This window comes from Campylobacter sp. JMF_11 EL3, from assembly GCF_027736965.1.
GTDB lineage: Bacteria > Campylobacterota > Campylobacteria > Campylobacterales > Campylobacteraceae > Campylobacter_B.
The window spans coordinates 15599-40830 of sequence record NZ_JAOVTJ010000002.1 but is presented as its reverse complement, the minus strand read 5'-3'; the positions used below and the strand labels follow the sequence as shown (position 1 = coordinate 40830).

The window sequence follows — 25232 nt, the reverse complement described above, 5'->3', positions numbered from 1 at the left end:
CTATGAATAAATTTTTACTATTAGAAATCGTTACGCCAGAGGGTTTGGTATTCTCTGGCGAAGTTGCGTCTGTCCAACTTCCAGGTCAAACCGGCGAACTTGGCGTTTTGCCTGGACACTCTACCTTGCTGACTGGTCTGAAAAACGGCAACGAGGGTGGTATCGTTGAGATTGTAGATAAAGAGGGCAAAAAACAATTAGTCATAGTAAATGGTGGATTTTTAAAAGTCGATGAGGAAAAAACCACTATTTTGGCAACTCAGGCTGTGGCGATAGGTGGCGATAGCGAAAATGCTGTCGCAAAATCGCTACAAAAAGCCAAAGAATTGCTAAATTCTATCAGCACAGATACTATGGCTACCTCTGCTATCATGGCCAGAGTTGATGAATTTGCAAGGCAAAAATAAGTATGTTGGATCTTATTTTAAGTTATTTTACAAGAAGCACATTTATTACGATATTTGTGCTTTCTTGGCTTTCGATATATTTTATAGTTACATTTACCATTTTAATTTCGCGCTACGCAGGGCTTAGTGCATGGCAAGTCAAAGAAACAAAGGCGTTAGAATCGCTTTTAATGGGTGGCAAGATTGCACTTTCTGGATCGATTTTTCAAAAAATTACTCCCGAGCGAACGACCAAAGAGGCCCTAAATGTCTATAAAAGCAAGGCTGAGCGCGACGCTACTAGTGGGCTAACTTGGCTTTCTATCATCGCTTCGACATCGCCATTTATAGGGCTTTTTGGAACGGTTGTTAGTATTTTGGATACATTTTCAAAGCTAGGGGGCGGAAATTCGGGAATAGATACCATCGCACCAGCCATTAGCGAGGCTTTGGTTGCGACAGGTTGTGGAATTTTCGTCGCTATTCCTGCATATACTTTTGCTTTACTTATTAAGCGTAAAGCTTATGAGGTTACAAGCATTATAAACCGCACATCTGATATCTTGCTTCATAAAGCAGGCGCAAAGTAGAGTTGTATGTATAATTTCGATGAAAATCCTGAATTAAATATAACTCCGCTTGTCGATATTATGCTGGTTTTGCTCGCTATTTTAATGGTGGCGCAAACTGCGATTATTTATGATGAGAGAATCGAGCTTCCAAGCGGTTCGAAATCGGCTTCATCGCAAAATACAGCCGAATTTATGCTCGTGCGCGTAGATGCAGATAGCAAAATTTATATCGACACTAGCTCTATGAGTTTGGCTGAATTTCCAGATAATTTGCAACTCATCAAAAGCAGTGGCAAATACGCTGTGGATAAGCCAGTTTATATCCAAGCCGATAAAAAAATCATTTATGATAATGTAATGTTTGTTTTAAAGACGCTAAAACAAGCTGGTTTCAATAAGGTTGTGCTTCAAACAAATGGCTAGATATTCAAATTTCACCGGGGTTAGATATGATAATTTTAGATCATTTCTAATCGCTTTGGCTCTATATTTTAGCTTGCTTGCTATTTTTCTTTATCAAATTTCAGAATACAAAAACAAAGCGAAAAAATACACCGATGATTTGGGCGCGATTATGGACATCGCAATCCCGATAGATTTTGACGATTCGCCGATACCAACAGCCCCAAATATCGCCGAAGAGGACAAAGAGGGCGACCAACACGAGCAAGAAGAAAAGCCAGTCGAAGAAGAAACTCTAAAAACTACGACTGAGGTTACTACCCCACCTCCACCGCCTGCGCCAAAACCAGAGCCAGCAAAAGAGGAAGTAAAAAAAGAAGAGCCAAAACCAGAGCCTGAGCCAGAACCAATCCCAGAGAAAAAGCCAGAAGAGCCAAAACCAAAAGAAGAGGCTAAAAAAGAGCCTGAGCCAAATTTGAACGATCTGTTTTCTGATACTACGAAAGATAACAAAAAGTTAAGCGAGAGTGTTTCTAAAAACGACGCCGTGCAAAGTAGCAAAAAATCAGACAAACAAACCCAAACCAAGGCGAAAAATCAGGCGACTTCGCGCAACGCGCTAGTAAAATCAAATGTCGTTACCGGCAAAACCCAGCTTACTGGCGAATATGACGCATATCGTGGCAAGATAAATAAAATCCTCCAACGCCTTTGGAGCAAATACGCAACCACTGTCAATGACGATTCTACCGTCGTTGTAACATTTGGTGGAGACGGCAGGATTAGCGATTATCAGATCAAAAGACTTGGAGCAAATACCGAATTTAACCAAAAACTAAGAGATTTCCTAGGAAATTTGGAAATGCAAAATTTCCCAAAATCGCCTGACGGAAAGCCTTTTATTTATGAGATAAATTTAAACGATGTAGTTAGAAATAAATTTTAATTTACAAATTTTTACTACAATTGCATTTTTTTAAAATTTTGCAAGGAGAGATAATGAAAAATTTAATGTTGATTTTTGCATTTTGTATGGCTGTTTTTGCGGCAGATGCGACGACTACGATTACAAACGAGGGCGTAAGCCTGCCAAGAATTGTCGTTCAAAATGCATCAAATCTTTCAAACGCTGAGTTTAACAACAAATTTTTTAAACTCATGGTAGGGGATTTAAAGGTTGGCGCTACTTTCGATGTTAGCGACGAGTATTTGGTGAGCGATTATAACGGGGACGCTAATTCAAATTTGGGCGAGCTAGGGGCTGCGCTTATCGTAAGATACGCAGTTAGCGACAAAACATCGCCTATGAATTTAAAGGCCAAAGTCATCGAAGCTGGGACTGGCAGAGTAATGTATGAGAAAAGCTTTTCTCTCTCAAACGCCGAGAAATACCCATTTTTGGCTCACATGGCAGTTTCTGAAATCGTAAAAGAGCTAGGATATTCTGATGTGGATTGGATGAAAGAGATGATTTTACTCTCTCGATATACTTCGACAAAAGAGAGTGAGATTATGGTGGCTGATTATACGCTGACATATCAAAAGGTAGTTTTGCGTGGCGGATTAAATATCTTCCCTAAATGGGCGAGTGCGGCACAAAATGAATTTTATTATACTTACTATGTGAATCAAAATACCCCTGCGATTTATAAATACAACCTTTCAAACGGCTCAAAAAGTAAAATTTTCACAGGCAAAGGTATGACAATCGTAGGCGATGTAAGCTCTGATGGTCGCAAACTTCTAATCACAAACGCACCAAAAGACCAACCAGATATTTATTTATACGATATAGGCTCGGGTTCGGCTAGACAGATTACAGATTATCCTGGAATCGATGTAAATGGAAATTTCATCGACGGCGATTCAAGGGTAGCTTTCGTAAGTGATAGACTTGGATATCCAAATATTTTTGCCACTAGCATAAATGGCGGAAATGTAACACAAATGGTATATCACGGCAAAAATAACAACTCAATTAGCACAAATGGAAACTACATAGTTTATTCTAGTCGCGACGGATCTGGTAGCTTTAATATCTATATGATCTCAACTCAAACAGATATGATTCGCCAGCTAACATCTGGTGGCAAAAATATGTTCCCTAGATTTTCTAGCGACGGCGGCAGTGTTATGTATATCAAACAAGCAGGCGGTGGAAGTTCAGTAGGAATTATCCGTGTAAATGAGAATAAAAGTTTTCAATTTCCATTAAAAATCGGTCAAATTCAATCGGTTGATTGGTAATTTTAAATATTTTTATGCTATAATCTTGTAATTTTTTTTGAAAGGATAAGTATGAAACATTTAGTTTTAACTTCAGTTGCAGTTGCTGCTCTACTTTTGAGCGGTTGTTCTAAAAAGAATCCAGAGGTAGATTCAAATTTAAGCGATGCTGACAGATTGGCTGCATTAGCTGCTCAAATTCAAAGCGAAGTTGGCAATGTATATTTTGATTTCGATAGATTTAATATCCGCGCTGATCAACAAGGTACAATCAACAACAACGCAGCTTTATTTAACCAAGCTGGCGCAGAGGCTTTAACTGTTAAAGTTGAAGGTAACTGCGATGAGTGGGGCACAGATGAATACAACTATGCTCTTGGTCTAAAAAGAGCAAAAGCTGCAAAAGATGCATTGGTTGCACAAGGCGTAAATGGCGACAGACTATCAGTTGTTAGCTACGGCGAGAGCAACACAGTATGCAAAAATGGCACAAAAGAGTGCGACGCTCAAAACAGACGCGACGAATTCAAAGTAGGTTTCTAATTTGAGTTTCAAATCAAATTTAGCTGTGGCGCTTCTTGGCGTTACAGCTTTTTTGCATGCAGAAGTTTCGGCATTTGACGCTGGCAATATCGGTTCAGACAGCTCTTATGGTTTGACAGAAAACGAGCAATTCCTACGCGACAATCGTAAAAAAGTAAATGATATGCAAAACAACCTAAATAGTGTTAATGAAAACATGGAGGGTTTGCGCACTGTCGTAGAAGGAGCTAATGAAAAAGTTTCAAATTTAGAAAGCAGAGTGGCTGATTTAGAGATTCGCACGACTGGTCGCAGTAACGGCAGTAGCGAGCTAGATCAGATGAAAAAAGATATCGCATGGCTAAAATCTCAAATTTCTGAAATTAATGCAAAACTTGGAAATTCAAGCGTAAAAAAAAACGCTGAAATAAGCAAAAATACTGGCGCTCAAAGTGCCAAGGGCGCTAGTGCAACTACCACAAATAAATCAAATTTTAGCGCCAAAGACAATGCCTTGGTCGCAAAAGAGGCAGAGGAATTATTTAAGAAAAAAGACTATGCAGGCGCCAAAGAGCGCTACGCTTACCTTGCTAGCAAAAATTATCAACCAGCAAGATCAAATTATATGTTAGGCGAAGTGGCGTATTTTTCGGGCTCTTACGGGGACGCGATTAATTACTACAAAAAGAGCATTTCGCACAATCAAAAACAAGACTACACACCAAGACTTTTATATCACACAGCAATTAGCTTCGATAAAATCGGGGATAGCGCAAGCGGAACGAAATTTTACAACGCTCTAAAATCATCTTACCCTGATTCAAAAGAGGCCAAAGCTGCACCAACACGCTAAAATCAAAATTTGATAAATTTTAATTTAAGGAGAATTTTATGGCGCAAAACAGAGTTATAAAAATGTATTATGAGCTAAAAGACGCAAATTCAGGCGAAATTTTAGAGTCAAATTTCAACGCAAATCCGATTGCCTTCATCACTGGCAAAGAGCAAATTATCCAAAAACTTGAAGATGAAGTTCTAAGCTTAGGTGAGGGCGAGAGCAAAATCGTTAGAATTTCACCAAGTGACGGCGTTGGCGAATACAACGAAAACGCTATCCAAATTTTACCAAAAGAGGAATTTGCAGGTATTGACTTGGTCGTAGGCATGGAGCTTTTCGGTCAGGCAGAAGACGGCGCGACAACCCGCGTAATCGTCAAAGCAATCGGCGAAGAAGATGTTACAATCGACTTTAACCACCCATTTGCAGGCAAAGAGTTAGAATTTAATGTTAAAGTCGTCGAAAACCGCGAGCCGAGCGAAGACGAGCTAATGACAGGCGTGCCAGAGGGCGAGCATACTTGCGGTTGTGGCGGACACGGACATCATCATGGCGAAGACCATGAGTGCTGCGGCGGACACGGACACCACCACCATGGCGATCACGAGTGTTGTGGCGGGCATGGACACCACCACCATGGCGATCATGAGTGCTGCGGCGGACACGGTCATCACCACGAGGACTAAGATATGAAATACGCATTTATTTTCCCGGGTCAAGGCTCACAAAGTGTGGGTATGGGCAGAGAAATTTACGAAAATTTTGCCAGTGCAAAAGAGCTTTTGGACACTGCTAGCGCGCATACCAAAATCGATTTTGCAAATTTGCTTTTTGAGGCAAATGACAAACTTGATATTTCTGAATTTACTCAGCCCTCTATTGCGCTAAATTCGATGATGTGTGTTTTGGCGCTAAATGAGCAGATTAAAATTTCGCCTGAGTTTTTGCTGGGCCACTCGCTTGGCGAGTTTAGCGCACTTGGCGCTGCTGGTGCGATTGAGGCAAAGGAAATTTTAAGGCTTGTAAATATCCGCGGGAAATTAATGCAAAATGCTTGCGAGGGCAAAAATGCCGGTATGATGGTGGTTTTGGCCCTTAGCGATGAGGTAGTTTGCGCTATTTGCGACGAGGCTAGGGCGCAGGGCAAGCAGGTTTGGGCCGCGAATTTCAACTGCGACGGACAAATCGTCGTGGCTGGCAACCGCGATGATTTGGCGAGTTTGGAAGCCAAATTTAAAGAAGCTGGCGCAAAGCGCGCAATGCTACTTAATATGAGCGTAGCTAGCCACTGCCCAATGCTTCAAAGCGCAAGCGACGAGCTTGTGAGCCATTTAGAGCCTGCGCTAAATGAGAGTTTCGCCCCAGTCGTAGCCAATGCAACGGCTAAAATTTACAGCACAAAAAGTGAAGCCCTAGGGCTTTTAAAAGCGCAATTAATCAGCCCAGTGCTATACAAACACAGCGTGAAAAACTACGAAAATAGCGTGGATTGCTTCGTCGAATTTGGCGCAAGCGTGCTAAAAGGGATAAACAAAAAAATCACAGACAAACCAACTTTTAGCATTTCAAATTTAAGCTCGCTAGAAGAATTTGTAAAATTCGCAAAGGAAAACGCTTGAAAATCGCAATTTTAGGCGCAATGCCAGAGGAAATAGAGCCACTTTTGGCGAATTTAGACGCCAAAAAGATTGATTATGCAAACAACGAATTCTACCTTGCGAAATTCGGCGCGCACGAGCTTATCATCGCTTACTCAAAAATTGGCAAGGTAAATTCTACCCTTACTGCCACGCTGATGATAGAAAAATTCGGCGCGGAGAAGCTTATTTTCACGGGCGTTGCAGGCGCGCTTAAAGAGGGTTTGAAAATCGGCGAAATTTTATACGCTACCCGCCTAGTCCAGCATGATTTGGATATCACGGCCTTTGGTCATCCGCACGGATTTGTGCCAGGAAGCCCGATTTTTGTGGATACTGACGCGAATCTTAACGAAATCGCACAGCGCGCGGCAAGGGAATTGGGGCTAAATTTAAAATCAGGCATTATCGCAAGTGGCGATCAATTCGTATGCGACGAGGCGCGCAAAGCTTGGATTAAATCCGAATTCGACGCGAGCGCAGTCGAAATGGAGGGCGCTAGCGTGGCGCAGGTTTGCCATGCGCTAGGCGTTAGCTTTTGCGTGTTAAGAGCCATTAGCGACGAGGCTGGAAACAAGGCCGAGTTTGATTTCGACGAATTCGTCGTAAAAAGCGCGAAAATCAGCGCAAATTTAGCCCTAAAAATGGTCGAACTTCTTTGATAAATATCTCCAAAAAACTTTTGCGCGTGGTCGGTCAAACCAACGCAAAATACAAAATGTTCGAAGAGGGCGATAAAATTTTGCTTGGATTAAGTGGTGGCAAAGATAGCATGTCTTTGGCGCACATTTTGAAGCATTTCCAATCCGTAAGTCCGCTAAAATGGGAGTTTGAAGCCGTAACGATAAGCTATGGTATCGGCGAGGATTTGAGCGAAATTTCAAAGCATTTTAAAGAACACGAAATCCCATATCGTATCATTGAAACCAAAATTTTCGAATTTGGCAAGGAAAAAATCCGCGCAAACACCACATTTTGCAGTTTTTGCTCGCGCATGCGCAGAGGCTATCTCTACACATACGCACTCGAAAATGGCTTTAACAAAATCGCCATAGCTCACCATTTAGACGACGCTGCGGAGAGTTTTTTTATGAATTTCACCTACAATGGCGCACTTCGCACCCTAGCTCCAAAATACACCGCCAAAAACGGCCTAGTAATAATCCGCCCACTAATCCTAGCCAGAGAGCGTCAGCTAAGCGCGTGTGCGGCGCAAAATGAGCTTCCAGTGATGAACGAAGAAGATAGTTGCCCAGCCAAACAATACGGAGGCAAGGAACCAATCGCCAGAGCCGCGACAAAGGAGCTTTTAGCCCAGTATGAAAAGGCTCACCCGAAATTTTTTATCAGCTTAGAAAGCGCGTTTAACAACATCCACGACGACACATTTTTCACACCGAAATTTTAAAATTTTGAAATTTAGTAGTTAAATTTTAGTTTCATATTAATAAAATTTTAATAATAAATAAATTTTTCAACCTAAATTTAGACGAATTTTGATAAATTTGCATGTCAATTATCAGATTTCTTTGAAAAGGCTGTCGTGTGAGTAAAATTCATCAAATTGTAATCACAAATCCGGAGCTTTGCATAGGTTGTAAGGCGTGCGAGAAGGCTTGTGTTAAAGAATCTATAAAACGCGGCAAACTAGGAATTACACGCATTAGAGTATTCAAAGTAGAAAAAACCTCTTCTACAAACCAATGTCGCCAATGCGACGATGCTCCATGCGCCGTAGTTTGCCCAAGCGGTGCTTTGCAAAATTTAACAGATTTTGTCCATCTCAATGAGCATTTATGCGTCGGCTGTGGGCTTTGCACCGTAGCCTGTCCGTATGGCGCCGTCTCATTAGATAGCACCGGTGTTTTTGGAGTCGAAAAAGACGCGAACTATCTTAGCCAACCGGGATTTCCAAGTCTCGCTGTCAAATGCGATATTTGTGATGGTAGAGAAGAGGGCTCGGCCTGTGTCGAAGCCTGTCCAAAAGGTGCGATTATAATGCTAGATTCAAATTCAGAGCATAAAATCGGAAAAAAACTCAAAAATACGGAAAATATGCAAAATTTCATCAAGGCTATCAGCGATAGAGATGTTGATCTAAGCGAGTTCGTGGCTCCACCTGCGCCAAAACCTGCGCCAGAAGCGAGCGTGGCTGAAAAACCAGCTGAAAAAGTGGCTCCTGACACGGCTTCTGCGCCACAGGGTGCGTCAGATCAAAAACTGGCTGAAAAACCAGCCACACAAACAGCTCCTGCCCTAACTTCTGCGCCAGCTGAGAAAGTAGCTCAAAAACCGGCTTCTCAAAAGGTCGAAGCAAAAACCGAGCCAAAAGCTGAGCCAAAAGTAGAGCCAAAGCCTAGTGATGAGATAAAACCGCAAAAAGTAGCCTCTAAACCAAAAAAAGAGAGCAAAGGGGCAAAAAATCCGAATTTGAAATCTAACGATAATAAGGATGACAATGCTTGAATTTATTTTTATTTCATACTTATTAATAGGCGTTATCAGCTTGGCTCTTTATAATTCGCAAAAGACTGCTTTGTATTTTGGATTTATTTCAAATGCCGCTATTTCGGTAGTGGGCGCGCTGTATTTCCTATCGCAACTGCATGGAAGTAGCGAATTTGTGCTTAGGGGATTTTTGTTTGAACCAAGCTTTTTGCTAACGCCTTTGGGTGCGTTTTTTAGTTTTATAGTATGTTTTATAGGCGCGATGAGTGCAATTTATTCGCTTGGATATTTGCAAAATTTCAAGCTAAATTTCGCTGTAAAATCTGCGCTTTTTAGCTTTTTTATGCTAAGCATGCTAATGGTTATTAGTAGTAACGATGTCTTTGGATTCGTGGTTTTATGGGAGTTAATGACGCTAGTTTCTGCGCTAATGCTCAAATTCAACGACACTCCAAGCTCAAATTTCACAGTTATGCTATATCTTGGCGTGGCGCAAGTGGGTGCGTTTTGTATCGTTATAGCGTTTTTGATTATGGCGCATAGTGCTGGAAGTTTGCATTTTAGCGACTGGAATTTCAATACCTCATCTTTATTTATTTGCATTTTGCTTTTTATCGGGTTTGGCACGAAGGCTGGTCTTGCGCCGTTTCATGTGTGGAGCCCGCTAGCATATCCTCTTGCAAATTCAAATGTTTCAGCGTTATTTAGTTCTGCGATGAGTAAGGTCGCGATTTTTGGTTTGATTAAATTTATGTTAATTGCCAAAATTCCTGCCTCTTTTGCCTTAGCTATGATGATTTTGGGCGCATTTGGTGCTGTTTGGGGTATCATTTTTGCTGCGCTTCAAAACGAGTATAAAAAACTAATCGCATATAGTTCTGTTGAAAATATGGGAATTATCCTGCTAGCACTTGGTGCTGGACTTTACGGGCTTGCTACTGAAAATAATATTTTGGCAGCTTTTGGTTTGGCTGGTGCGATTTTACATAGCTTAAATCACAGCGTGTTCAAGGCTGTTTTGTTCTTTGCTGCTGGAAATATCTACAATGCAAGCAAAAAGCTAAAAATCAACTCTTTGGGCGGTTTGGCCAAATTTATGCCAATCACTGCGTTTTGTTCGCTAATAGCTGTGTTAAGCATAGTCGCAATTCCGCTATTTAACGGCTTTGCGAGCGAGTGGCTGATATATAAAGCGCTTTTGTCAAAAACAGATCCTGGAATTTCAAGATTAGTTTTTGCGCTTTCAACTATCGGTTTGACGCTAGCTGGCGTGCTTTGTGCGTTTGCCTTTGTTAAATTTTACGGATTAATATTTAGTGGCAAAGCCAAAGGCGAGTATAGGGAGGCTTCGATTTTCTCGCTCGTGCCTATGGTGATTTTGGCACTTTTCTGCGTGATTTTAGCTCTTTCATCGCCTATGTTTGTAAGCAAAATTTGGTCATTTATGCCAGTATCAGATAGTGGAGCGACGCTATCATTTTCGCTACTTTGGCTATGTTTGATTGCTATGTTAATCTTGCCATTTGTGATTTTGCTAGTTTTCAAATCGCCTTTTGATAAACCAAAACTAAGCGATCCGTGGGCGAACGGATTTAAATTCAGCAACGATTTCTTGCCAAATTCAAACACAGCCGTAGGCGATTTAAGGCGAGTTTTGGCTAAATTTATGTGCATAAAAATGCGTAAAAAAGGCTCGTCTTACAGCATTATCGTAAAAGATGTTTTTATGGAGTATATCTATAAGCCAATAATTGATATAAATATGAAAATAGCCGATAAAATCGCCATTATGCAAAACGGCAAGAGTGCGACTTACGCATTTTATATGGTGCTTTATCTTGGTATTTTAGGCGTGGGAATATTTTACTTTTTTGGAGGCAAACTATGATATTACAACTACTTTTAGCTCTTGCCTTGATGCCACTATTTGACGGTATTTGTCGAAGTTTGCGTGCAAAAATCCAGTCTCGTCAAGGACCTCCGATTTGGCAAACTTATTATGATTTGTTAAAACTTTTGCGCAGAAAGCGAACGGCTCCAAATTCAGCCCATTTTGTCTTTAAATGGACGCCATATCTACTTGTGGCAATCGGAGCATTTTTGGTAATGCTAACGGCTGCTAGGTGCGAGGCGGTTTCGGATTTGATTGTCATCGTGTATCTGCTTGTCGCATTTAGAGTTATTCTAAATTTAGCAGCATTTGATAGCCTAAACCCATTTGCAGCAATCGGCGCAAACAGAGAAAATATGCTAGCCCTTTATGCTGAGCCTATTATGATTTGCGGTGTAATCGTGGTTTGTGCGATGTTTGGCGATACAAATTTGGTCAAAATTCACCAAGCTGTGATAAATGGCGAAATCGGCGCAAAAGCATCGTTTATAGTCGCTGGGATTGTGTTTTTGTGGGCTGTTTATATCGAAATGTCAAGAAAGCCTTTTGATATAGCAGAAGCAGAACAAGAGGTCCAAGAAGGTGTCGTGGCTGAATTTAGCGGTAGAGATTTGGCGCTCATTGACATTGGCGCTATGCTAAAACAATTTGCCGTAATTTGCCTGTTTGTTAAAATTTTTATCCCATTTGGGTTTAATAATCTACTACTAGATTGCATTTTTACGATAATTTTGGTCGAATTAGCCACAACGCTTGCTGTGTTAATCGATAACTTCGGTCCTAGGTATGCAATGCTTTCTACTTTGAAATTAAACGCTTCGTGGATGCTAGGACTTGGCATTTTAAGCGTGATTTTGTTTGCTGCGGGGGTTTAATATGGAAGCATTTGCAATACTTTTAATGATGATTTCTTTGGCGGTATTTTCGTTTAGGGATTATAAAATTTCAATTTCTCTTTATGCGTTAAATACTGTTTGTTTGGTGACGCTATTTTTTATCATGGCGGCCAAATTTGGAGCTGGCGAGCTGTATTCGTGGGCAATAATCGCTGTCATTACTAAGGTGATTTTGGTGCCTGCAATACTTTTCTTTACCCTTATTAGAATCGATGAAAAGCACGAAAACGACCCATACACTGGCTTTTTCTTATCGCCTGTGATAGCTTTTGCTTTTTCGATTGGGCTAGCTTATCTTTTGACGCCAATCTTTATGAAATTTGCAATTATCCAAAATGAATTTGTCATTTGTGCTGCGATTTTTACATTTTGGATTGGGGTTTGCGGATTTATTTTAAGAAGGTCGTTTTTAAAACAAATTTTGGCTTATTGTTTGATAGAAAACGCGGTTCATCTAAATTTAGCCACAAACGCTTGTAATGCTAGTTCGCTAGTCGAGCTTGGAATTTTAAGCGATGCTGTGTTTGGAATCGCGATTATGGCTATTTTGGCGGTTAGATACAAAGAGGTCTTTGGTAGCCAAAATACGAATTTAGCCAGCGAGTTAAAGGGTTGAGTATGATAATATATTTAATGCTTATTTTGCCGTTAATATGTGCGGCGTTGATTTATTTCGTGCCTGATAGGCTGATAAAAATCGCAAATTTAGCCTTTGCGCTCGTTATTTGTGCGGTTATATTTAAAGCTATCTCTTTGATAGGCTTTACTCCGCTTTTCGCGCTAAATAAAATGCTGTTTTTAGATAGCTTGGGTGGAATTTATCTGACAATCATCGGCATTACAGGGACTTTGGTAACGCTATATTTTCCTACTTATCTTGGTTGGAGAGATGAAAGCCCTAAAAAAATCAAAAAAATGCTAGTTTTAGCCTATATCACGACATTTGCTATGATACTTTCTGCTGTGGCAAATGATATTGCTATTATGTGGGCGGCTGTTGAAGCGACAACGCTAAGTAGCGTTTTTATGGTTGTTTATAACAAGAAAAAACAAATTGTAGAAGCCGGTTATAAATATGTAATGGTCTGCTCTCTTGGTCTAGCATTTGCTATGCTGGCTACTATTTTGCTTTATTCAAGTGGCGGGATTTTATTTACGGATTTAATTGATAAAAAAATCGATCCGCTTACGATGAAAGTTATTTTTATCCTAGCTCTTGTGGGATTTGGCACAAAAGCAGGTCTTGTTCCAACTCATACTTGGCTTCCTGATGCTCACGCACAAGGTCCATCTCCGACTTCTGCTGTGCTTAGCGGTATCGTGCTAAAAGTGGCAATGCTAGCTCTCATTAGATACTATTTTATCGCTGCAAATTCAGTCGGTATGGAATTTGTAATGGATACTATGCTTGTAAGTGGTGTGATTACGCTTTATGTGGCTGGGTATTTCTTGGTAACTCAACACGATGTAAAACGCATGCTTGCTTATCACAGCGTAGTTCATATGGGCGTTATCGCATTTGCTTTGGGAGTTGGCGGGAAAATCGGCGTAGCAGCAGCACTTTTCCACTGCTTGGCTCACAGCCTTACAAAAGCCCTAGCTTTCCTTACCACGGGAAATACTTGGAGAATTTACCAAACAAACAATATGCACAAAATGGGCGGTCTAGCCTACACTGCACCGCTTACTTGCGTATTCTTTGGAATTTCGATTTGCTCACTTGTTGGAGTTCCTGCATTTGCGATTTTTGTAAGCGAATTTATGACTTTTACACAAGCAATTTTGACAGAGCGATATGTCGTAGCGATTATTTTTGCGATTGCATTAGCAGTTATTTTCATAGCAGACTTTTCACACTTTTTCTTAGCTTCATTTGGCAAAAACCAAAGCGAGTTAAAATACGATAAAGAGATGAGTTTGTTTGAAAATTTACCACTTATATTTTTGGGCTTTTTTGTTATCGCTTTCGGACTTTGGAAATTTGAGTTTTTCTGGAATTTGCTTGATTTGAGCGTGAATTTAATAAAGGATTTAAGATGATAGGTGATTTATACATTAGTCAAATCGAAAGCGAATTTAACATACTTGAAACCACTAGACAAACCGATAAACAAATAACGATTTTGGTCGATAGAAACGACCTGCCTGCTGTGGTAAATAAGCTATATTATGGTATCGGCGGTTGGTTAGTGACGATGGTAGCAAACGATGAAAGGTCTATCAATAAACATTTTGCGCTTTATTATGTGCTTTCTATGGAGGGTTCTAAATTTAGCCAAGATGATGAATTAGAAGAGAAATGCTTTATAACCGTTAAAACTCTAATTCCGGCTGATGATCCTGTTTATCCCTCAGTTACGCCACTCGTTAAGGCTGCTGTTTGGTATGAAAGAGAAGCTTTCGATCTCTTTGGGCTTAGAGCGGAAGGGCTAATAGATCCAAGAAGACTTGCTATGAGTGATGATTGGCCGCTAGATTTATATCCGCTTAGAAAAGATGAGATGAATTATAAATTTCGTCCAGATCCACTAAGCGTAGAGCCTGATTATGAATTTAAAAAGCCAACTGGCGTAAATACCCAAGCCATTCCGCTTGGACCACTTCATATCACGGCTGATGAACCGGGACATTTTAGGCTTTATTGTGACGGTGATACGATTGTAGATGCGGATTATAGGCTGTATTATGAGCATAGAGGCATGGAAAAACTAGCTGAAAATCGTATGAACTACACTCAAATGGCATTTTTAGCCGAGAGAGTTTGCGGAATTTGCGGTTTTGCGCACTCTATCGCTATGGCAAGAGCCACAGAAAACGCTATGGGGCTAGAAATCCCTGAGCGCGCGCAAGCGCTTCGTATAATGAGCGCAGAGGTCGAAAGACTTCACTCAAATTTGCTAAATATCGGTTTAGCGTGTGAAGTTACAGGAAACTACACTGCATTTATGCATGTATTTAGAGTGCGTGAATACACACTCGATTTAGCCCAAATTTTAACAGGTGGCAGGAAAACTTACGGCACAGTAACCGTAGGCGGTATGAGACGAGATATCAGAGCCAAAGAGATAAAAGAGATTTTAAATTTGCTCTCTAAAATCGAGCAAGAATTTGAAGATGTCTGGGAAGTCATCATAAATGATGAAAGACAAATGTCTCGCTGGAAGGGAATTGGAGTTTTAGATCCGCAGGTCGGTAGGGATTATGGCTCAGTAGGACCTACAATCAGGGCTAGTGGATTTAAGCGAGATGTTCGCTACGATTACCCTGATGAATTTACGAAAAAACTCAAATTTAACATAAATACCGAGAGTAGTTGCGATGTCTATGGCAGGGTCAAGGTGCGCTACCACGACACAAAAGACGCGATTAGTGTGATTAGGCAGTGTATTGATATAATGCCAGGTGGCGATATCATCGTAAGTAGCGATTATAGGGTTAAACCAAACAGCTACGCAATTGGTTATATCGAAGCCCCACGCGGTGAGGATATACACTGGATAATGCAAAGTGGTAGCCAAAAGGTTTATAGATGGCGTGTCAAAGCCCCTACATTTAGCAACTGGCCAGCCCTAGCTCATCAGCTTCGTGGTTACACTGTCGCTGATGCCGCGCTTATCGTATGCAGCTTAGATCCTTGTTATTCATGCACCGAAAGGCTAACCGTAGTAGATATAAAAAGCGGAAAAAGCAAAATTTTAGCCGGAAAAGAGCTTAAAGCGATTTGCCAAAAAGGAAATTAGATGAAAATTTTTGATTTAGTGAAAAAAAAGGGAGTTGTTACAAAGCCTTATCCGTTAGCGCCGTATGAAATGAGCGAAAATTTCAGAGGCCGCCCAGAATACACCTATGCTTTGTGCATTGGTTGCGCATCTTGTGGCGTGGCTTGCCCGCCAAACGCAATCAGCGTCAAAATCGAAGATGAAAAGTCAGTAGTGTGGCGATACGATACTGGCAGGTGCATTTTTTGTGGTCGTTGCGAGGAGGTCTGCCCTACAAAGGCTATCAAACTTAGCTCTAAATTTGAACTAGGCGTGAATTTCAATCGAGCTGATTTGCATGTGTGTGGCACTATGGAGGCGCATAACTGCTCGCAGTGCGGCAAGGCCTTTACTTCGAAGCGTTTTGTCCAAACCGCGCTTAGTAGAATCGCGGCTTCAAATATGAGCGATGATCGCAAAAAGCTAGCCAGAGAATATACGCAAATTTGCCCTGCTTGCAAACGCGAAAACACAGCAGCGAAAATGCGAGAAAATGATTATCAAAGGATTGTGTGATGAGCGGCGATGATAAATTAAAATTTTTAAAACAAATTAGGCGAAGTTTCAGCGTTTTTCGTGTCGATTGCGGTAGCTGTAATGGTTGCGAAATCGAGATTTTCGCCACTCTTGCTCCACAATGGGATCCAGAGAGATTTGGCTTCAAGCTCGTCGCAAACCCGCGCCACGCCGATATTTTGCTAGTAACTGGGCCAGTTACTAGGCAGATGTATTATCCGCTTTTGCGCGCGTATGAGGCGATCCCTGAGCCAAAAATCGTCGTAGCCTTGGGCGCGTGCGGTTCAAGTGGCGGAATCTTCCACGATAGTTACGCCGTGTGGGGCGGTGCGCAAAGCGTAATTCCAGTCGATGTCTTTATCCCAGGCTGTCCTCCGCACCCAGCTGGCATTTTATACGGGCTAGCTAGCGCGCTTGGGCTAGTAGATCAAAAGCTAAAAGAGCAGAAATTTGAAAAAAGTGAGAATTTTATTTTCGCAGATAAACCTTCGTTAGTCGGCGATATGGCGTTTGAAAAATCAGCTTACCAAAAGGCAAAATTTTTGATGAGCTATGTCCATGCTGACGAGCTTTATGACAAATTTATGGACGCGCTTCGCACAAGCGGTGAGCCTAAAAACCCTGCTAGCGTCAAAACAGCTGTTTTAAACGCGATTAGCGCAGAAGAGGATCCGAGATTTAAAGAGTGCTTGGGAATTATCTACAACGATGTGTATGGCAAGTATTTTGGCGCAGAAAAAATCGATCCAAAATCCCTTGCTTGGGCGTAAATTTTAAATTTACGCCCCTTTTTAAAATTCTACAAATTTTATCCAAATTTATCAAAAATATCCTAATCTGATAATTTATACAAAAATACTAAATTTTTATTCAAATTTTGCTCAAATTTAAGCAAAATTAAGGGGGGGGGGGGGTATAATGAAGAGTATTTTTAAAAGGGGAAATCATGAAAAAATTTCTTTGTTCATTGGCGGGCGTAGCTTGCTTGGGTGCTAGCGTAGCCAGCGCAAACACGCTAGATCAAATCAAATCTAGCAAGGTTTTAAGAATCGGCGTGAGCGAGCATATGGCACCATTTAGCGTATTGCAAAGTGATGGCTCATTTGTGGGCTTTGAGATCGACTTCGCAAAAGAGATCGCAAAGGCTATTTTAGGCGATGAGGGCAGGATAGAGTTCGTAGGCGTGCCTCAAAAAGAGCGCCTGGATTATGTCAAAGACAACAAGGTCGATTTGCTAATCGCAGCATACACTAGAAACGAAAAACGCGCCAAAGTGGTTGATTTTTCGGTGCCGTATTTTTCTATCAATCTCTCGACCGTTTCGAAAAGATCAGCTGGTATCAAATCAATCGAGGATTTAGAGGGCAAAAGAATAGCCGTCATCGGCGAGAGCAACTCAGATGTCTGGGTGCGCAAAAACCCTAATATCACCCCAGTGCCATGCCAAAACAACAAAGACTGCTACGACAAGGTCAATCGTGGCGAGGCTGACGCGTATATGCACAATATCGTCTCAGTCGCCTCTGTGCCGGTGCTAGATCTAAATTTCGAAGTATCAATCCCAAAAATCGGCGAGACATTTTTCGACTGCGTCGTCACCCAAAAGGGCAACAGAGATATGCTACAATTGGTCGATCAAAAGATTTTTGAGCTCTCACAAGCAGGGTATTTCGATAAAAAATACGATGAGACAATCGGGCCATTTTATAACGGCAATGTCCCTAAACACTACTTTTTGTTAGATGATTTATACAGCCAATTTTTAAATATGTAATCACCGCGAAATTCGCATTGATTAAAATTTTAACTTCTTAAAAATTTGGCGCGAGTGTTAGATCGCGCCAAATTTCAAATTTAGGCTTTTTGCCTACTAAAAATTCCAAAATACGCACAAAATGCAAAGCCAAGAGCCACTGCATACGGCGCGAATTCGCTAATCCCCTTAGCCGAGCTAGCTAGCGAGAAATTATGTGCGATAGCCCCGCCACACGCCATGCCAGCGATGAAAATCGCAGAGTTTAGGTTTCCGCTTCCAGCCTGGACTAGGTGTTTGCCAGGACAGCCTTCGCACAGCGAAAAGCACAGCCCCGCCAATGCCATGCCGGCGAAATTCCAGATAAATTCGTTATGCGCGATTGGTTGAGCTTCGAAGCCGAATTTATACTGCCCAAACGCCAAATTTGCGATTGAGGCACTCGCGATTACCGCCACTATGCCCCAAAACATAGAAAAATCGCCGTTAAAAGTGCGCGAAAGTGCGCCAACGGAGCAAAATTTGCTTCTTTGCATAGCCGCGCCGATGATGATGGCTACGATTAGGGAGATAAAAATCGGCGCATGTTGCGAACCAGGGCCCGAAGTCGAGCTAAAAATCGCGCCGTTTTCGCCGAATTTTACACCGCTAATGAGTGCTAGCAAAAGCAAAATTCCAATGATTAGTGGCATGGCGCCAAGCGGTTTTGAAAGCTCGTTTTCGCGCTCCGTTTCGTATCCGCTAGCCTTAAAAAACCTGCCACAAGCCACCCCGGCAAATAGCCCCACTACGCCAGCTATCGCGCTCATATCGCCTCCGCCTAGGCGCAAAAACGCTCTCCATGGACAGCCCAAAAACACCAAGCAGCCAATCATCGCAAAAATCCCTAAGATAAATCTCGTAAATGGCGATGAGGCCGAGAGTGTGCGATACTCGCCACTAATTAGCGAGGCAATAAAACCGCCGATGATAAGGCCGATGATTTCTGGGCGTATGTATTGCACCACGGCCGCTCTATGAAAGCCGAGCGCACCAGCTGTATCGCGCAAGAAACAAGCGGCGCAAACGCCCATATTCGCGGGGTTGCCATAATGCACGAGCGCGGCTCCGCCAAGGCCAAGAAGGGCACCTGAAATGATAAAAAGTATGGTTGATTTTGGCATTAAATTGCCTTTTGGATAAGTTAAGCAGACCTGCTTTTTTCGGGGCGAATTGTAGCGAAATTTGATTAGAGTTGATTGAAAAAATTTGATTAGTTTGAAACATAAGGGTATAATTTAAAACCATGCAAATGGAGAGAATTACTGCTATTAAGGGATTTTATGTGTAGAGCATTGATTTTTATGGTCTTGGTATGTGGGTTTGCTTTCGGGCAAGATATTTGCGATGAACAATATATGAAAGAGTGGGTAGATAGAGTAGATAGCATAAATTTAAGCAATAATTCAAAAGCCAAACAGCAAGGTTTTTATTTTGGCAAAAGCAAATGCAAAAATAACACTATGATAGTAAATATGCACATGCTTCGTGGTGATAAAATTCGTCAATCCGATAAACAAAAATTTGATGTAATGGTAAATCAGGGTATTTGCGCAGATGATAGAAATGAGATTTATGCTGATTTGGGGCTTTTGATTGAATACGATATAAGGTCTGACAAGGGTGATTTAATCTATGCTACTAAAATGGATCCAAAAAAATGTCCAAATTTTACCAAGTTAAGTAATAGTTGTGATAAAACATATGCCTTAGAAGAAATAAATAGCCTTAACGCCCAAATACCGCTAGATTTAGGAGATGGGAGGCGCTTAGTAAATGCGAGTTGCGTTAATGGTACTTACATTTATCGCATAATAGTCGATATCGAAGATAGCGATATAAATAGCAATATTATTAATGAGTTAAAAAACGAAATGCAAGAGACGCTAACAAATGTTTATTGCACTGATTTAAATATGAAAATATTTTTGAAACTAGGCATGTCGGCAAAATATGATCATTACTTACAAAACGGCACATTTTTATTTAGCACACACGCAAGTCCGAGTAACTGCCCGAATTTTTAAATTTCGGCGCAGTATCGCAAATAACCCGCCAAATTTATGCGAATTTTAAAATTTTGGCGCACCAGCACCAAACCAGCGCGCCATAAATCAAATTTAAGCGTCATAAAATGCCCAAATTTGCCTATTTCATCGTATTAAACACCCTATCGCCAGCGTCTCCTAGACCTGGGACGATGTAGCCGTTTTCGTTTAGTTTCTCGTCGATTGCGGCGGTATATACAGGCACATCTGGGTAGATTTCGCTGAATTTTTTCAGTCCCTCAGGTGCTGCGATGATAGAGATAAATTTGATCTTTTTCACGCCTTTTTCTTTGAGGAATTTCACCGCGTCAATCGCCGTGCCACCGGTGGCAAACATCGGATCTATGATGATTGCGGTGCGCTCTTTGTAGTCGGCCGGGAGTTTTGCGTAGAAAAACTCAGCTTGCAAACTCTCTTCATTTCGCTGAAAGCCCAAAAATCCGACGCTCGCATCTGGAATTAGCTTAAAGACAGCGTCCAGCATACCAAGCGCAGCGCGCAAAATAGGGCATATCATAATCTTTTCGTCTAATCTTTTTGCTGTCATTTTCGCCACAGGCGTCGTAATCGGCGCGTCTTTTAGGCGCAAATCGTTGCTTGCTTCAAAAAGCATTAGGTAGCTAATCTCGTCGATTAGCATTCTAAACTGAAACGGATCTGTCTTTTTGTCTCGCAGGATTGAGAGTTTGTGCTCGATTAGGGGGTGTGAGATTTGTTTGATATTTTTCATGATTTCACCTTTCATAAAATTTGCCTATTATACAGAAAATTAGTAATGAAAGGGTAGATTTTGGGATTTTGATTGGTGGCGGACAGGGAGGGATTCGAACCCTCGAGCCCCGGTTAGAAGCTGCACCCTTAGCAGGGGTGTGGTTTCGGCCAGCTCACCCACCTGTCCAAGTAATAAGAAATCGCATTATATCGAATAAAACTAATATAACGCTTAAAATTTCGCTAAATTTTGAAATTTTGGTTGTTTTGTGGCAGGGTTGGGGAATACTGCGCCGAGAATTTTGCTTACTCAAAATTCTTACAATGACAAATTGGAAGTAAAATTTAAGTTGAAGTGTGCTGAAAATTTTACTGGATTGCTTCGCTATGCTCGCAATGACAAATTTTGACAAATTTGATAAATTTTGGAGATTAAATTTTAAAAAAGCAAAAATCAGGGGGCGCGAAGCCCCCGAGTAAAATTTATTTTTTTACGATTACGGAAATTCCGTTTGGAATCACAGTTAGGCTCTTTTTGCCTAGCGCATGCGCCATTTCTAGGGCTTCTTCAAGGCTAGCGGCATATTTCATTTTCATATCTTCGACCATGGTTTTAATCTCAGGGCGTGTTACCATGATGACTGTGTGTTTGATCAAAACGCGCGCGAGAATTTGGCTCTCCCATTGATCTGGGATTGTTTTTTCTTGTGGGGTTGCCATACATTGATCGTAAAAGGCTTGCGCGCTTTCGCAATCTTTAAGCGAGCGATAAAATCCCTCGCCACCGTGTCCGTCGGCGCAGTATGAGCACTCGATGATGACACCACCAGGGTTACAGGTAGCCTCAGCCGCGGTCATTGATTTGACGCATTGGTATAAATTTTGATCAAGTGGTGCGCCGCCGTTTGATGTGATGACGATGTCTGCCATTTTTGGCTCGACTTTGGCGTAACTTAGCAAAAAGTCGCAACCTGCTCTGTGCGCTGTAACATAATTTCCCGCAAACGCTGCGACCGTTTTTTTATCCTCGTCGATTACGACATTTACGATGTAGGCGAGTTTGGCAAATTTCGCCGCTGCTAGCATATCTGTGTGCAATGGGTTGCCATCTAGCACGCCAGTGCGGGCAAATTCGCTATCTATGAATTTCGAGCAGTGATTTCCTAGCACGGTTACTTTGTCGCAAACGCCGGGCAAAACGCTCTTTCTGCCGCCGCTAAATCCAGCGAAAAAGTGCGGTTCGATGAAGCCCTCTGATACCAAAAGCTCGGTCTCTACGGCTACTTTGTCGATGACGAGGGGCGCACCCGATGGCAAAATGCCGATTTGTGTGTTTGAGTCTGGATCGAAGCAATCATGCACCACGATTTTTGAGCTTTCGTAAATTTCATCGCCTAGTTTGGCGCGAAGCTCGGCCTCTGTGGTAGGGCGGTGAAATCCAGTGGAAACTAAAAGCGTGATTTCGATATCGGGATTTCCCTCTTTTAGCTCGGCAAACATATTTGGCAAAATATCCTTGCTTGGCACTGGGCGGGTGTGGTCTGAGATGATGATGACGCAGTTTTTCTTGCCTTTGGCAAGCTCGCACAATCGCGGGCTATCGATTGGGTTTGCCATAGCTTTTTTGACGATTTCTAGGCCGCTACCCTCGGCTTTAAGCTCGTCGATTTTAGAGCGCAAAACATTTGCGTCCCCCTCGTCAAAGTCGATAAAGGTGTTGCCATAAGGAATCTTTAACATAATTTACCCCTTAAAATGAAATGAAAATTTAACTTTTTATTATACAGCGATGAGGTGTATATTTTGCTTAAATTCCAAAATAAATTCTAAAATTTAAGTTACAAAAAATATCGGCAAAATTCCTAAAATAGGGCATATCAAGGCGCAGGTTTTAGAGCGAATAGCGCCAAGAGCACATAAATTTGCAAGCACAAAAAGCCATAGTGGAATTTGCGCTTCAAAGCTTGGAAGCGTGAAATTTAAAAAACTAATCAAAGCCTCATCAAAAACCCCGCCCAATCCGCACAGGTGCAAAATCACGCTAAGAGGGTAAAAAATCACAAAAATATATCCGATGATAATCACGCTAAGTTGCTGAAATGAAGCCAGCGGAAAGAAAAAATACACCGCGATATTCATCGCAAACCAGACATAAAGATTAAAAAGCGCCAAATTTGCGAGAGTGCCAAATTTGCCCCAAAAATGGTGCGAATACAAAAAAATATAAAGCACACCAAGGGAGGAAAAATAAAACCCCACGCTAAAAGCTAGATGCGGAAAAACGGCTAGTAAAAGGGCAATGCTAAGGAATAAATTGGCGAAATTTAAAAGCTCGAAATTGCGCCACAAAAGGAAAAATCCCACCACGCACATTGCCAGCGAACGCAAAAAACTAGGCGTGAAATCCAGCACAAAAAGATAGCCAATCATCAGCAAAATCGCCGTAACGCTGAGGTCAAATTTGAGATTTCGCCATGGGAAAAATCGCCTTTGCAAAATGCGATAAATCGGCGCAAAAATCAGAAAAAACGACGAAAAAATAATCCCCAAATGAAACCCGCTAATCGAAACAATATGCGCAATCCCCCAGTGCGTGATGTTTTGGCGCAAATCATAAGGCATGGGCGTGGCGAAATACAGCGCGCTGTAAAGATCGGCTATAAGGGGGTTTGCGTGCTGAGAACGAATAAAATTTATGGCTTTGGTTTTGGGCGAGTTTTCGTAAAACGGGGCGGAAATTTTAAAATTTGGCGCATAAAATCTAGCCTTCACAAAATCCAAAAAACTCAAATTTTGCGTGATGATACCCACGCTTAGGCGCGCGAATCGTGGGAATTTGCGCCCGGTTTTGGTCGTGGTATAAATCGTAAAATTCCCTGATTTTAGTTTTAGCACGGTGTATGTGCGGCCTTTGGCGTTTGTTTTGTCGTAGGAATTTAAAATTTGGCTTTGTAAAAATATGCGAGAATTTGATTTAAATTCGCAAAATTCGTGGTATTTAAACGCCAAATTTAGCGCAAAAATCAAAACGATAAAAAGCGAAAATAGGCAAAATTCTTTTTTGTTATAAAAGAGTTTGAGTTTCAAAATTTTGAAATTTGGGCGAAATCACTTTCGCCCACGCGCCCTTAGCACGAAAAATTCATCTTAAACTCATACGGAGTAGGGCGTGCTTCGTATGGCCAAACTTGGGTTTTAAATTTCATGTGTTGATAAGCTTGGATAAAATCGTCGCTCATGATATCTTTGAGATACGCTCTATCGCGAATCAGCGCTTCTAGCGAGCCACGAAGCGTGTGCGGGAACTGCTCGATACCGCGCTCGCGAATCTCATCAAGGGTGAGTTTAAATAGATTTTCGTCCATTGGCCCTGCTGGCTCGATTTTGTTTTTCACGCCATCAAGTCCTGCCATTAGCATTGCAGCGAAGGCTAAATATGGATTTGAAGTGCTATCTGGGAAGCGAAATTCAGCCCGCACGCTCTTTTCGCCTGCGCCATAAGGAATTCGCACAGAAGCTGAGCGGTTTTGGCTAGAATATGTCAAAATCGACGGAGCCTCAAAGCCCGGGATTAGGCGTTTGTAGCTGTTTGTGCTGGCGTTTGTAAAGGCTGCGACGCTTCTTGCGTGAGCTAGCACTCCGCCGATATACCAGCGTGCGAAATCGCTTAAATTCGCGTAATTTCCCTCGCCGTAAAATAGGTTTTTGCCGTTTTTCCATATTGATTGATGCACATGCATTCCGTTGCCATTATCGCCATAAAGCGGTTTTGGCATGAAAGTTGCGGTTTTGCCGTTTAGTTGGGCTACCATTTTGATGACATATTTGAGTTTTTGCACATTGTCAGCCATTTCGACTAGATTGCCAAATTTCACGCCGATTTCGTTTTGGCCTTGGGCTACTTCGTGGTGTCCTAGCATGACATCTAAGCCCACTTGCTCCAAAACCTGCATCATCTCAGCTCTTAAATCAGTGGCTGTATCGATTGGCTGAGTCATCAAATATCCGCCTTTTTTGCGTGGGCGGTGGCCGCTATTGTATCCTGATGAGAAGTTCGTATCGTCGTTCCACTCGCCCTCTTCGGTGTCTATCTCATACATAGCGCAGTTTGTGCTATCGACGATTTTGACATTATCAAAGATAAAAAATTCATTTTCAGCCCCGAAATACGCCTCGTCGCCAAGCCCACTATCTTTTAGGTATTTCATAGCCTTTTTGGCGATTGAGCGAGGGCATTTTTCGTAAAGTTCGCCCTTGTAAATATCGAAAATATCGCTAAAAACCACAGCCGTAGGATCAGCTGTAAATGGATCTAAAAATGCAGTCTCCACATCTGGCATCATTAGCATATCGCTTTTATCGATTGGTTGCCAGCCGTCCATCGAGCTAGCGTCCATTGGGATACCATTTTTGAACTGATCTGGTTCGACGATTTTGATATTGTAGCTGATAGAGTGCCAAAATCCCTTCATATCCGTAAAGCGGAAATCGACAAATTTAACTTCGTTTTCTTCGCAAAATTTGAAAAATTCATCGACATTATTCACAAATTTTCCCATTTCTTCTCCTTAAAAATTCTAAATTTTGTA

Annotated in this window: 26 protein-coding genes and 1 tRNA gene; 21 read left to right on the top strand and 6 right to left on the bottom strand. The window is 41.7% G+C overall.

The features are described from left to right. The first annotated feature begins 2 nt into the window (after positions 1-2). The 20 genes from atpC (at position 3) to OFN67_RS03610 (ending at position 17866) form a co-directional block, all read left to right on the top strand. On the top strand, positions 3-407 hold the full coding sequence (atpC, locus tag OFN67_RS03705) for an ATP synthase F1 subunit epsilon (RefSeq protein WP_270858370.1): 405 nt from the start codon (positions 3-5) through the stop codon (positions 405-407). Positions 408-409: 2 nt separating this feature from the next. Continuing rightward, a complete protein-coding gene (locus tag OFN67_RS03700; protein ID WP_270862173.1) occupies positions 410-976 on the top strand; it encodes a MotA/TolQ/ExbB proton channel family protein in 567 nt (188 codons plus the stop codon). 6 nt (positions 977-982) lie between these two features. Then, the gene (locus OFN67_RS03695) at positions 983-1381 is read left to right on the top strand and encodes an ExbD/TolR family protein (protein WP_270868448.1); all 399 of its coding nucleotides are present in this window, start codon (positions 983-985) and stop codon (positions 1379-1381) included. Further along, a complete protein-coding gene (locus tag OFN67_RS03690) occupies positions 1374-2306 on the top strand; it encodes a TonB C-terminal domain-containing protein (protein ID WP_270864845.1) in 933 nt (310 codons plus the stop codon). The genes OFN67_RS03695 and OFN67_RS03690 overlap by 8 nt, the downstream gene beginning before the upstream one ends. Positions 2307-2359: 53 nt before the next feature. After that, complete coding sequence (gene tolB / locus OFN67_RS03685; RefSeq protein WP_270862171.1) at positions 2360-3607, top strand: Tol-Pal system protein TolB; 1248 nt, start codon at positions 2360-2362, stop codon at positions 3605-3607. A 51-nt stretch (positions 3608-3658) separates the two neighbouring features. Beyond that, positions 3659-4129, top strand: coding sequence for an OmpA family protein (locus tag OFN67_RS03680; protein ID WP_270858365.1), 471 nt, complete (start codon positions 3659-3661; stop codon positions 4127-4129). Between the two features lies 1 nt (position 4130). Beyond that, entirely contained in the window at positions 4131-4961 is an 831-nt protein-coding gene (locus OFN67_RS03675; protein WP_270873966.1) for a hypothetical protein, read from the top strand. Between the two features lie 38 nt (positions 4962-4999). Beyond that, entirely contained in the window at positions 5000-5632 is a 633-nt protein-coding gene (locus OFN67_RS03670) for an FKBP-type peptidyl-prolyl cis-trans isomerase (RefSeq protein WP_270858363.1), read from the top strand. A 3-nt stretch (positions 5633-5635) separates the two neighbouring features. Continuing rightward, positions 5636-6565 carry an ACP S-malonyltransferase gene (gene fabD / locus OFN67_RS03665; protein ID WP_270868446.1) on the top strand — a complete coding sequence of 310 codons (930 nt, stop codon included), beginning with the start codon at positions 5636-5638 and terminating at the stop codon, positions 6563-6565. Beyond that, positions 6562-7245 carry a 5'-methylthioadenosine/adenosylhomocysteine nucleosidase gene (locus OFN67_RS03660; RefSeq protein ID WP_270868445.1) on the top strand — a complete coding sequence of 228 codons (684 nt, stop codon included), beginning with the start codon at positions 6562-6564 and terminating at the stop codon, positions 7243-7245. The genes fabD and OFN67_RS03660 overlap by 4 nt, the downstream gene beginning before the upstream one ends. Beyond that, complete coding sequence (locus OFN67_RS03655) at positions 7242-7991, top strand: tRNA 2-thiocytidine biosynthesis TtcA family protein (RefSeq protein WP_270868444.1); 750 nt, start codon at positions 7242-7244, stop codon at positions 7989-7991. The genes OFN67_RS03660 and OFN67_RS03655 overlap by 4 nt, the downstream gene beginning before the upstream one ends. Before the next feature lie 137 nt (positions 7992-8128). Beyond that, positions 8129-9049, top strand: coding sequence for a 4Fe-4S dicluster domain-containing protein (locus OFN67_RS03650; protein WP_270868443.1), 921 nt, complete (start codon positions 8129-8131; stop codon positions 9047-9049). Beyond that, a complete protein-coding gene (locus OFN67_RS03645) occupies positions 9042-10919 on the top strand; it encodes a proton-conducting transporter transmembrane domain-containing protein (protein WP_270868442.1) in 1878 nt (625 codons plus the stop codon). The genes OFN67_RS03650 and OFN67_RS03645 overlap by 8 nt, the downstream gene beginning before the upstream one ends. After that, complete coding sequence (locus OFN67_RS03640) at positions 10916-11797, top strand: respiratory chain complex I subunit 1 family protein (protein ID WP_270862241.1); 882 nt, start codon at positions 10916-10918, stop codon at positions 11795-11797. Before OFN67_RS03645 ends, OFN67_RS03640 begins: the two co-directional genes overlap by 4 nt. A gap of 1 nt (position 11798) precedes the next feature. After that, a complete protein-coding gene (gene hyfE / locus OFN67_RS03635; RefSeq protein ID WP_270868441.1) occupies positions 11799-12434 on the top strand; it encodes a hydrogenase 4 membrane subunit in 636 nt (211 codons plus the stop codon). A 2-nt stretch (positions 12435-12436) separates the two neighbouring features. Beyond that, a complete protein-coding gene (locus OFN67_RS03630) occupies positions 12437-13858 on the top strand; it encodes a proton-conducting transporter transmembrane domain-containing protein (RefSeq protein ID WP_270861446.1) in 1422 nt (473 codons plus the stop codon). After that, positions 13855-15558, top strand: a complete 1704-nt coding sequence (locus OFN67_RS03625; protein ID WP_270868440.1) for an NADH-quinone oxidoreductase subunit C — start codon at positions 13855-13857, stop codon at positions 15556-15558. The genes OFN67_RS03630 and OFN67_RS03625 overlap by 4 nt, the downstream gene beginning before the upstream one ends. Beyond that, complete coding sequence (locus OFN67_RS03620) at positions 15559-16092, top strand: 4Fe-4S dicluster domain-containing protein (protein ID WP_270864854.1); 534 nt, start codon at positions 15559-15561, stop codon at positions 16090-16092. After that, positions 16092-16862: an NADH-quinone oxidoreductase subunit B family protein gene (locus OFN67_RS03615; RefSeq protein WP_270868439.1), complete on the top strand. Its 771-nt coding sequence runs from the start codon at positions 16092-16094 to the stop codon at positions 16860-16862. The genes OFN67_RS03620 and OFN67_RS03615 overlap by 1 nt, the downstream gene beginning before the upstream one ends. A gap of 176 nt (positions 16863-17038) precedes the next feature. Then, complete coding sequence (locus tag OFN67_RS03610; RefSeq protein WP_270868438.1) at positions 17039-17866, top strand: transporter substrate-binding domain-containing protein; 828 nt, start codon at positions 17039-17041, stop codon at positions 17864-17866. 80 nt (positions 17867-17946) lie between these two features. Here OFN67_RS03610 and yedE read toward each other — a convergent pair whose 3' ends face one another. Then, entirely contained in the window at positions 17947-19008 is a 1062-nt protein-coding gene (gene yedE, locus OFN67_RS03605) for a YedE family putative selenium transporter (RefSeq protein ID WP_270868437.1), read from the bottom strand. 159 nt (positions 19009-19167) lie between these two features. On the opposite strand from yedE, the gene OFN67_RS03600 reads away from it, so the two are divergent. Then, complete coding sequence (locus OFN67_RS03600; protein WP_270868436.1) at positions 19168-19911, top strand: hypothetical protein; 744 nt, start codon at positions 19168-19170, stop codon at positions 19909-19911. 121 nt (positions 19912-20032) lie between these two features. Here the strand turns inward: OFN67_RS03600 and upp are convergent, their stop codons facing one another. The 5 genes from upp to glnA all read right to left on the bottom strand — a co-directional run bounded on the left by upp (position 20033) and on the right by glnA (position 25202). Continuing rightward, the gene (upp, locus tag OFN67_RS03595) at positions 20033-20662 is read right to left on the bottom strand and encodes a uracil phosphoribosyltransferase (RefSeq protein WP_270868537.1); all 630 of its coding nucleotides are present in this window, start codon (positions 20660-20662) and stop codon (positions 20033-20035) included. A gap of 76 nt (positions 20663-20738) precedes the next feature. Further along, positions 20739-20830, bottom strand: a tRNA-Ser gene (locus OFN67_RS03590). Positions 20831-21126: 296 nt separating this feature from the next. Then, positions 21127-22383, bottom strand: a complete 1257-nt coding sequence (gene larA / locus OFN67_RS03585; protein WP_270868435.1) for a nickel-dependent lactate racemase — start codon at positions 22381-22383, stop codon at positions 21127-21129. Between the two features lie 93 nt (positions 22384-22476). Next, a complete protein-coding gene (locus OFN67_RS03580) occupies positions 22477-23730 on the bottom strand; it encodes a ComEC/Rec2 family competence protein (protein WP_270873965.1) in 1254 nt (417 codons plus the stop codon). A gap of 41 nt (positions 23731-23771) precedes the next feature. Continuing rightward, the gene (gene glnA, locus OFN67_RS03575) at positions 23772-25202 is read right to left on the bottom strand and encodes a type I glutamate--ammonia ligase (protein WP_270868433.1); all 1431 of its coding nucleotides are present in this window, start codon (positions 25200-25202) and stop codon (positions 23772-23774) included. Positions 25203-25232 lie beyond the last annotated feature (30 nt).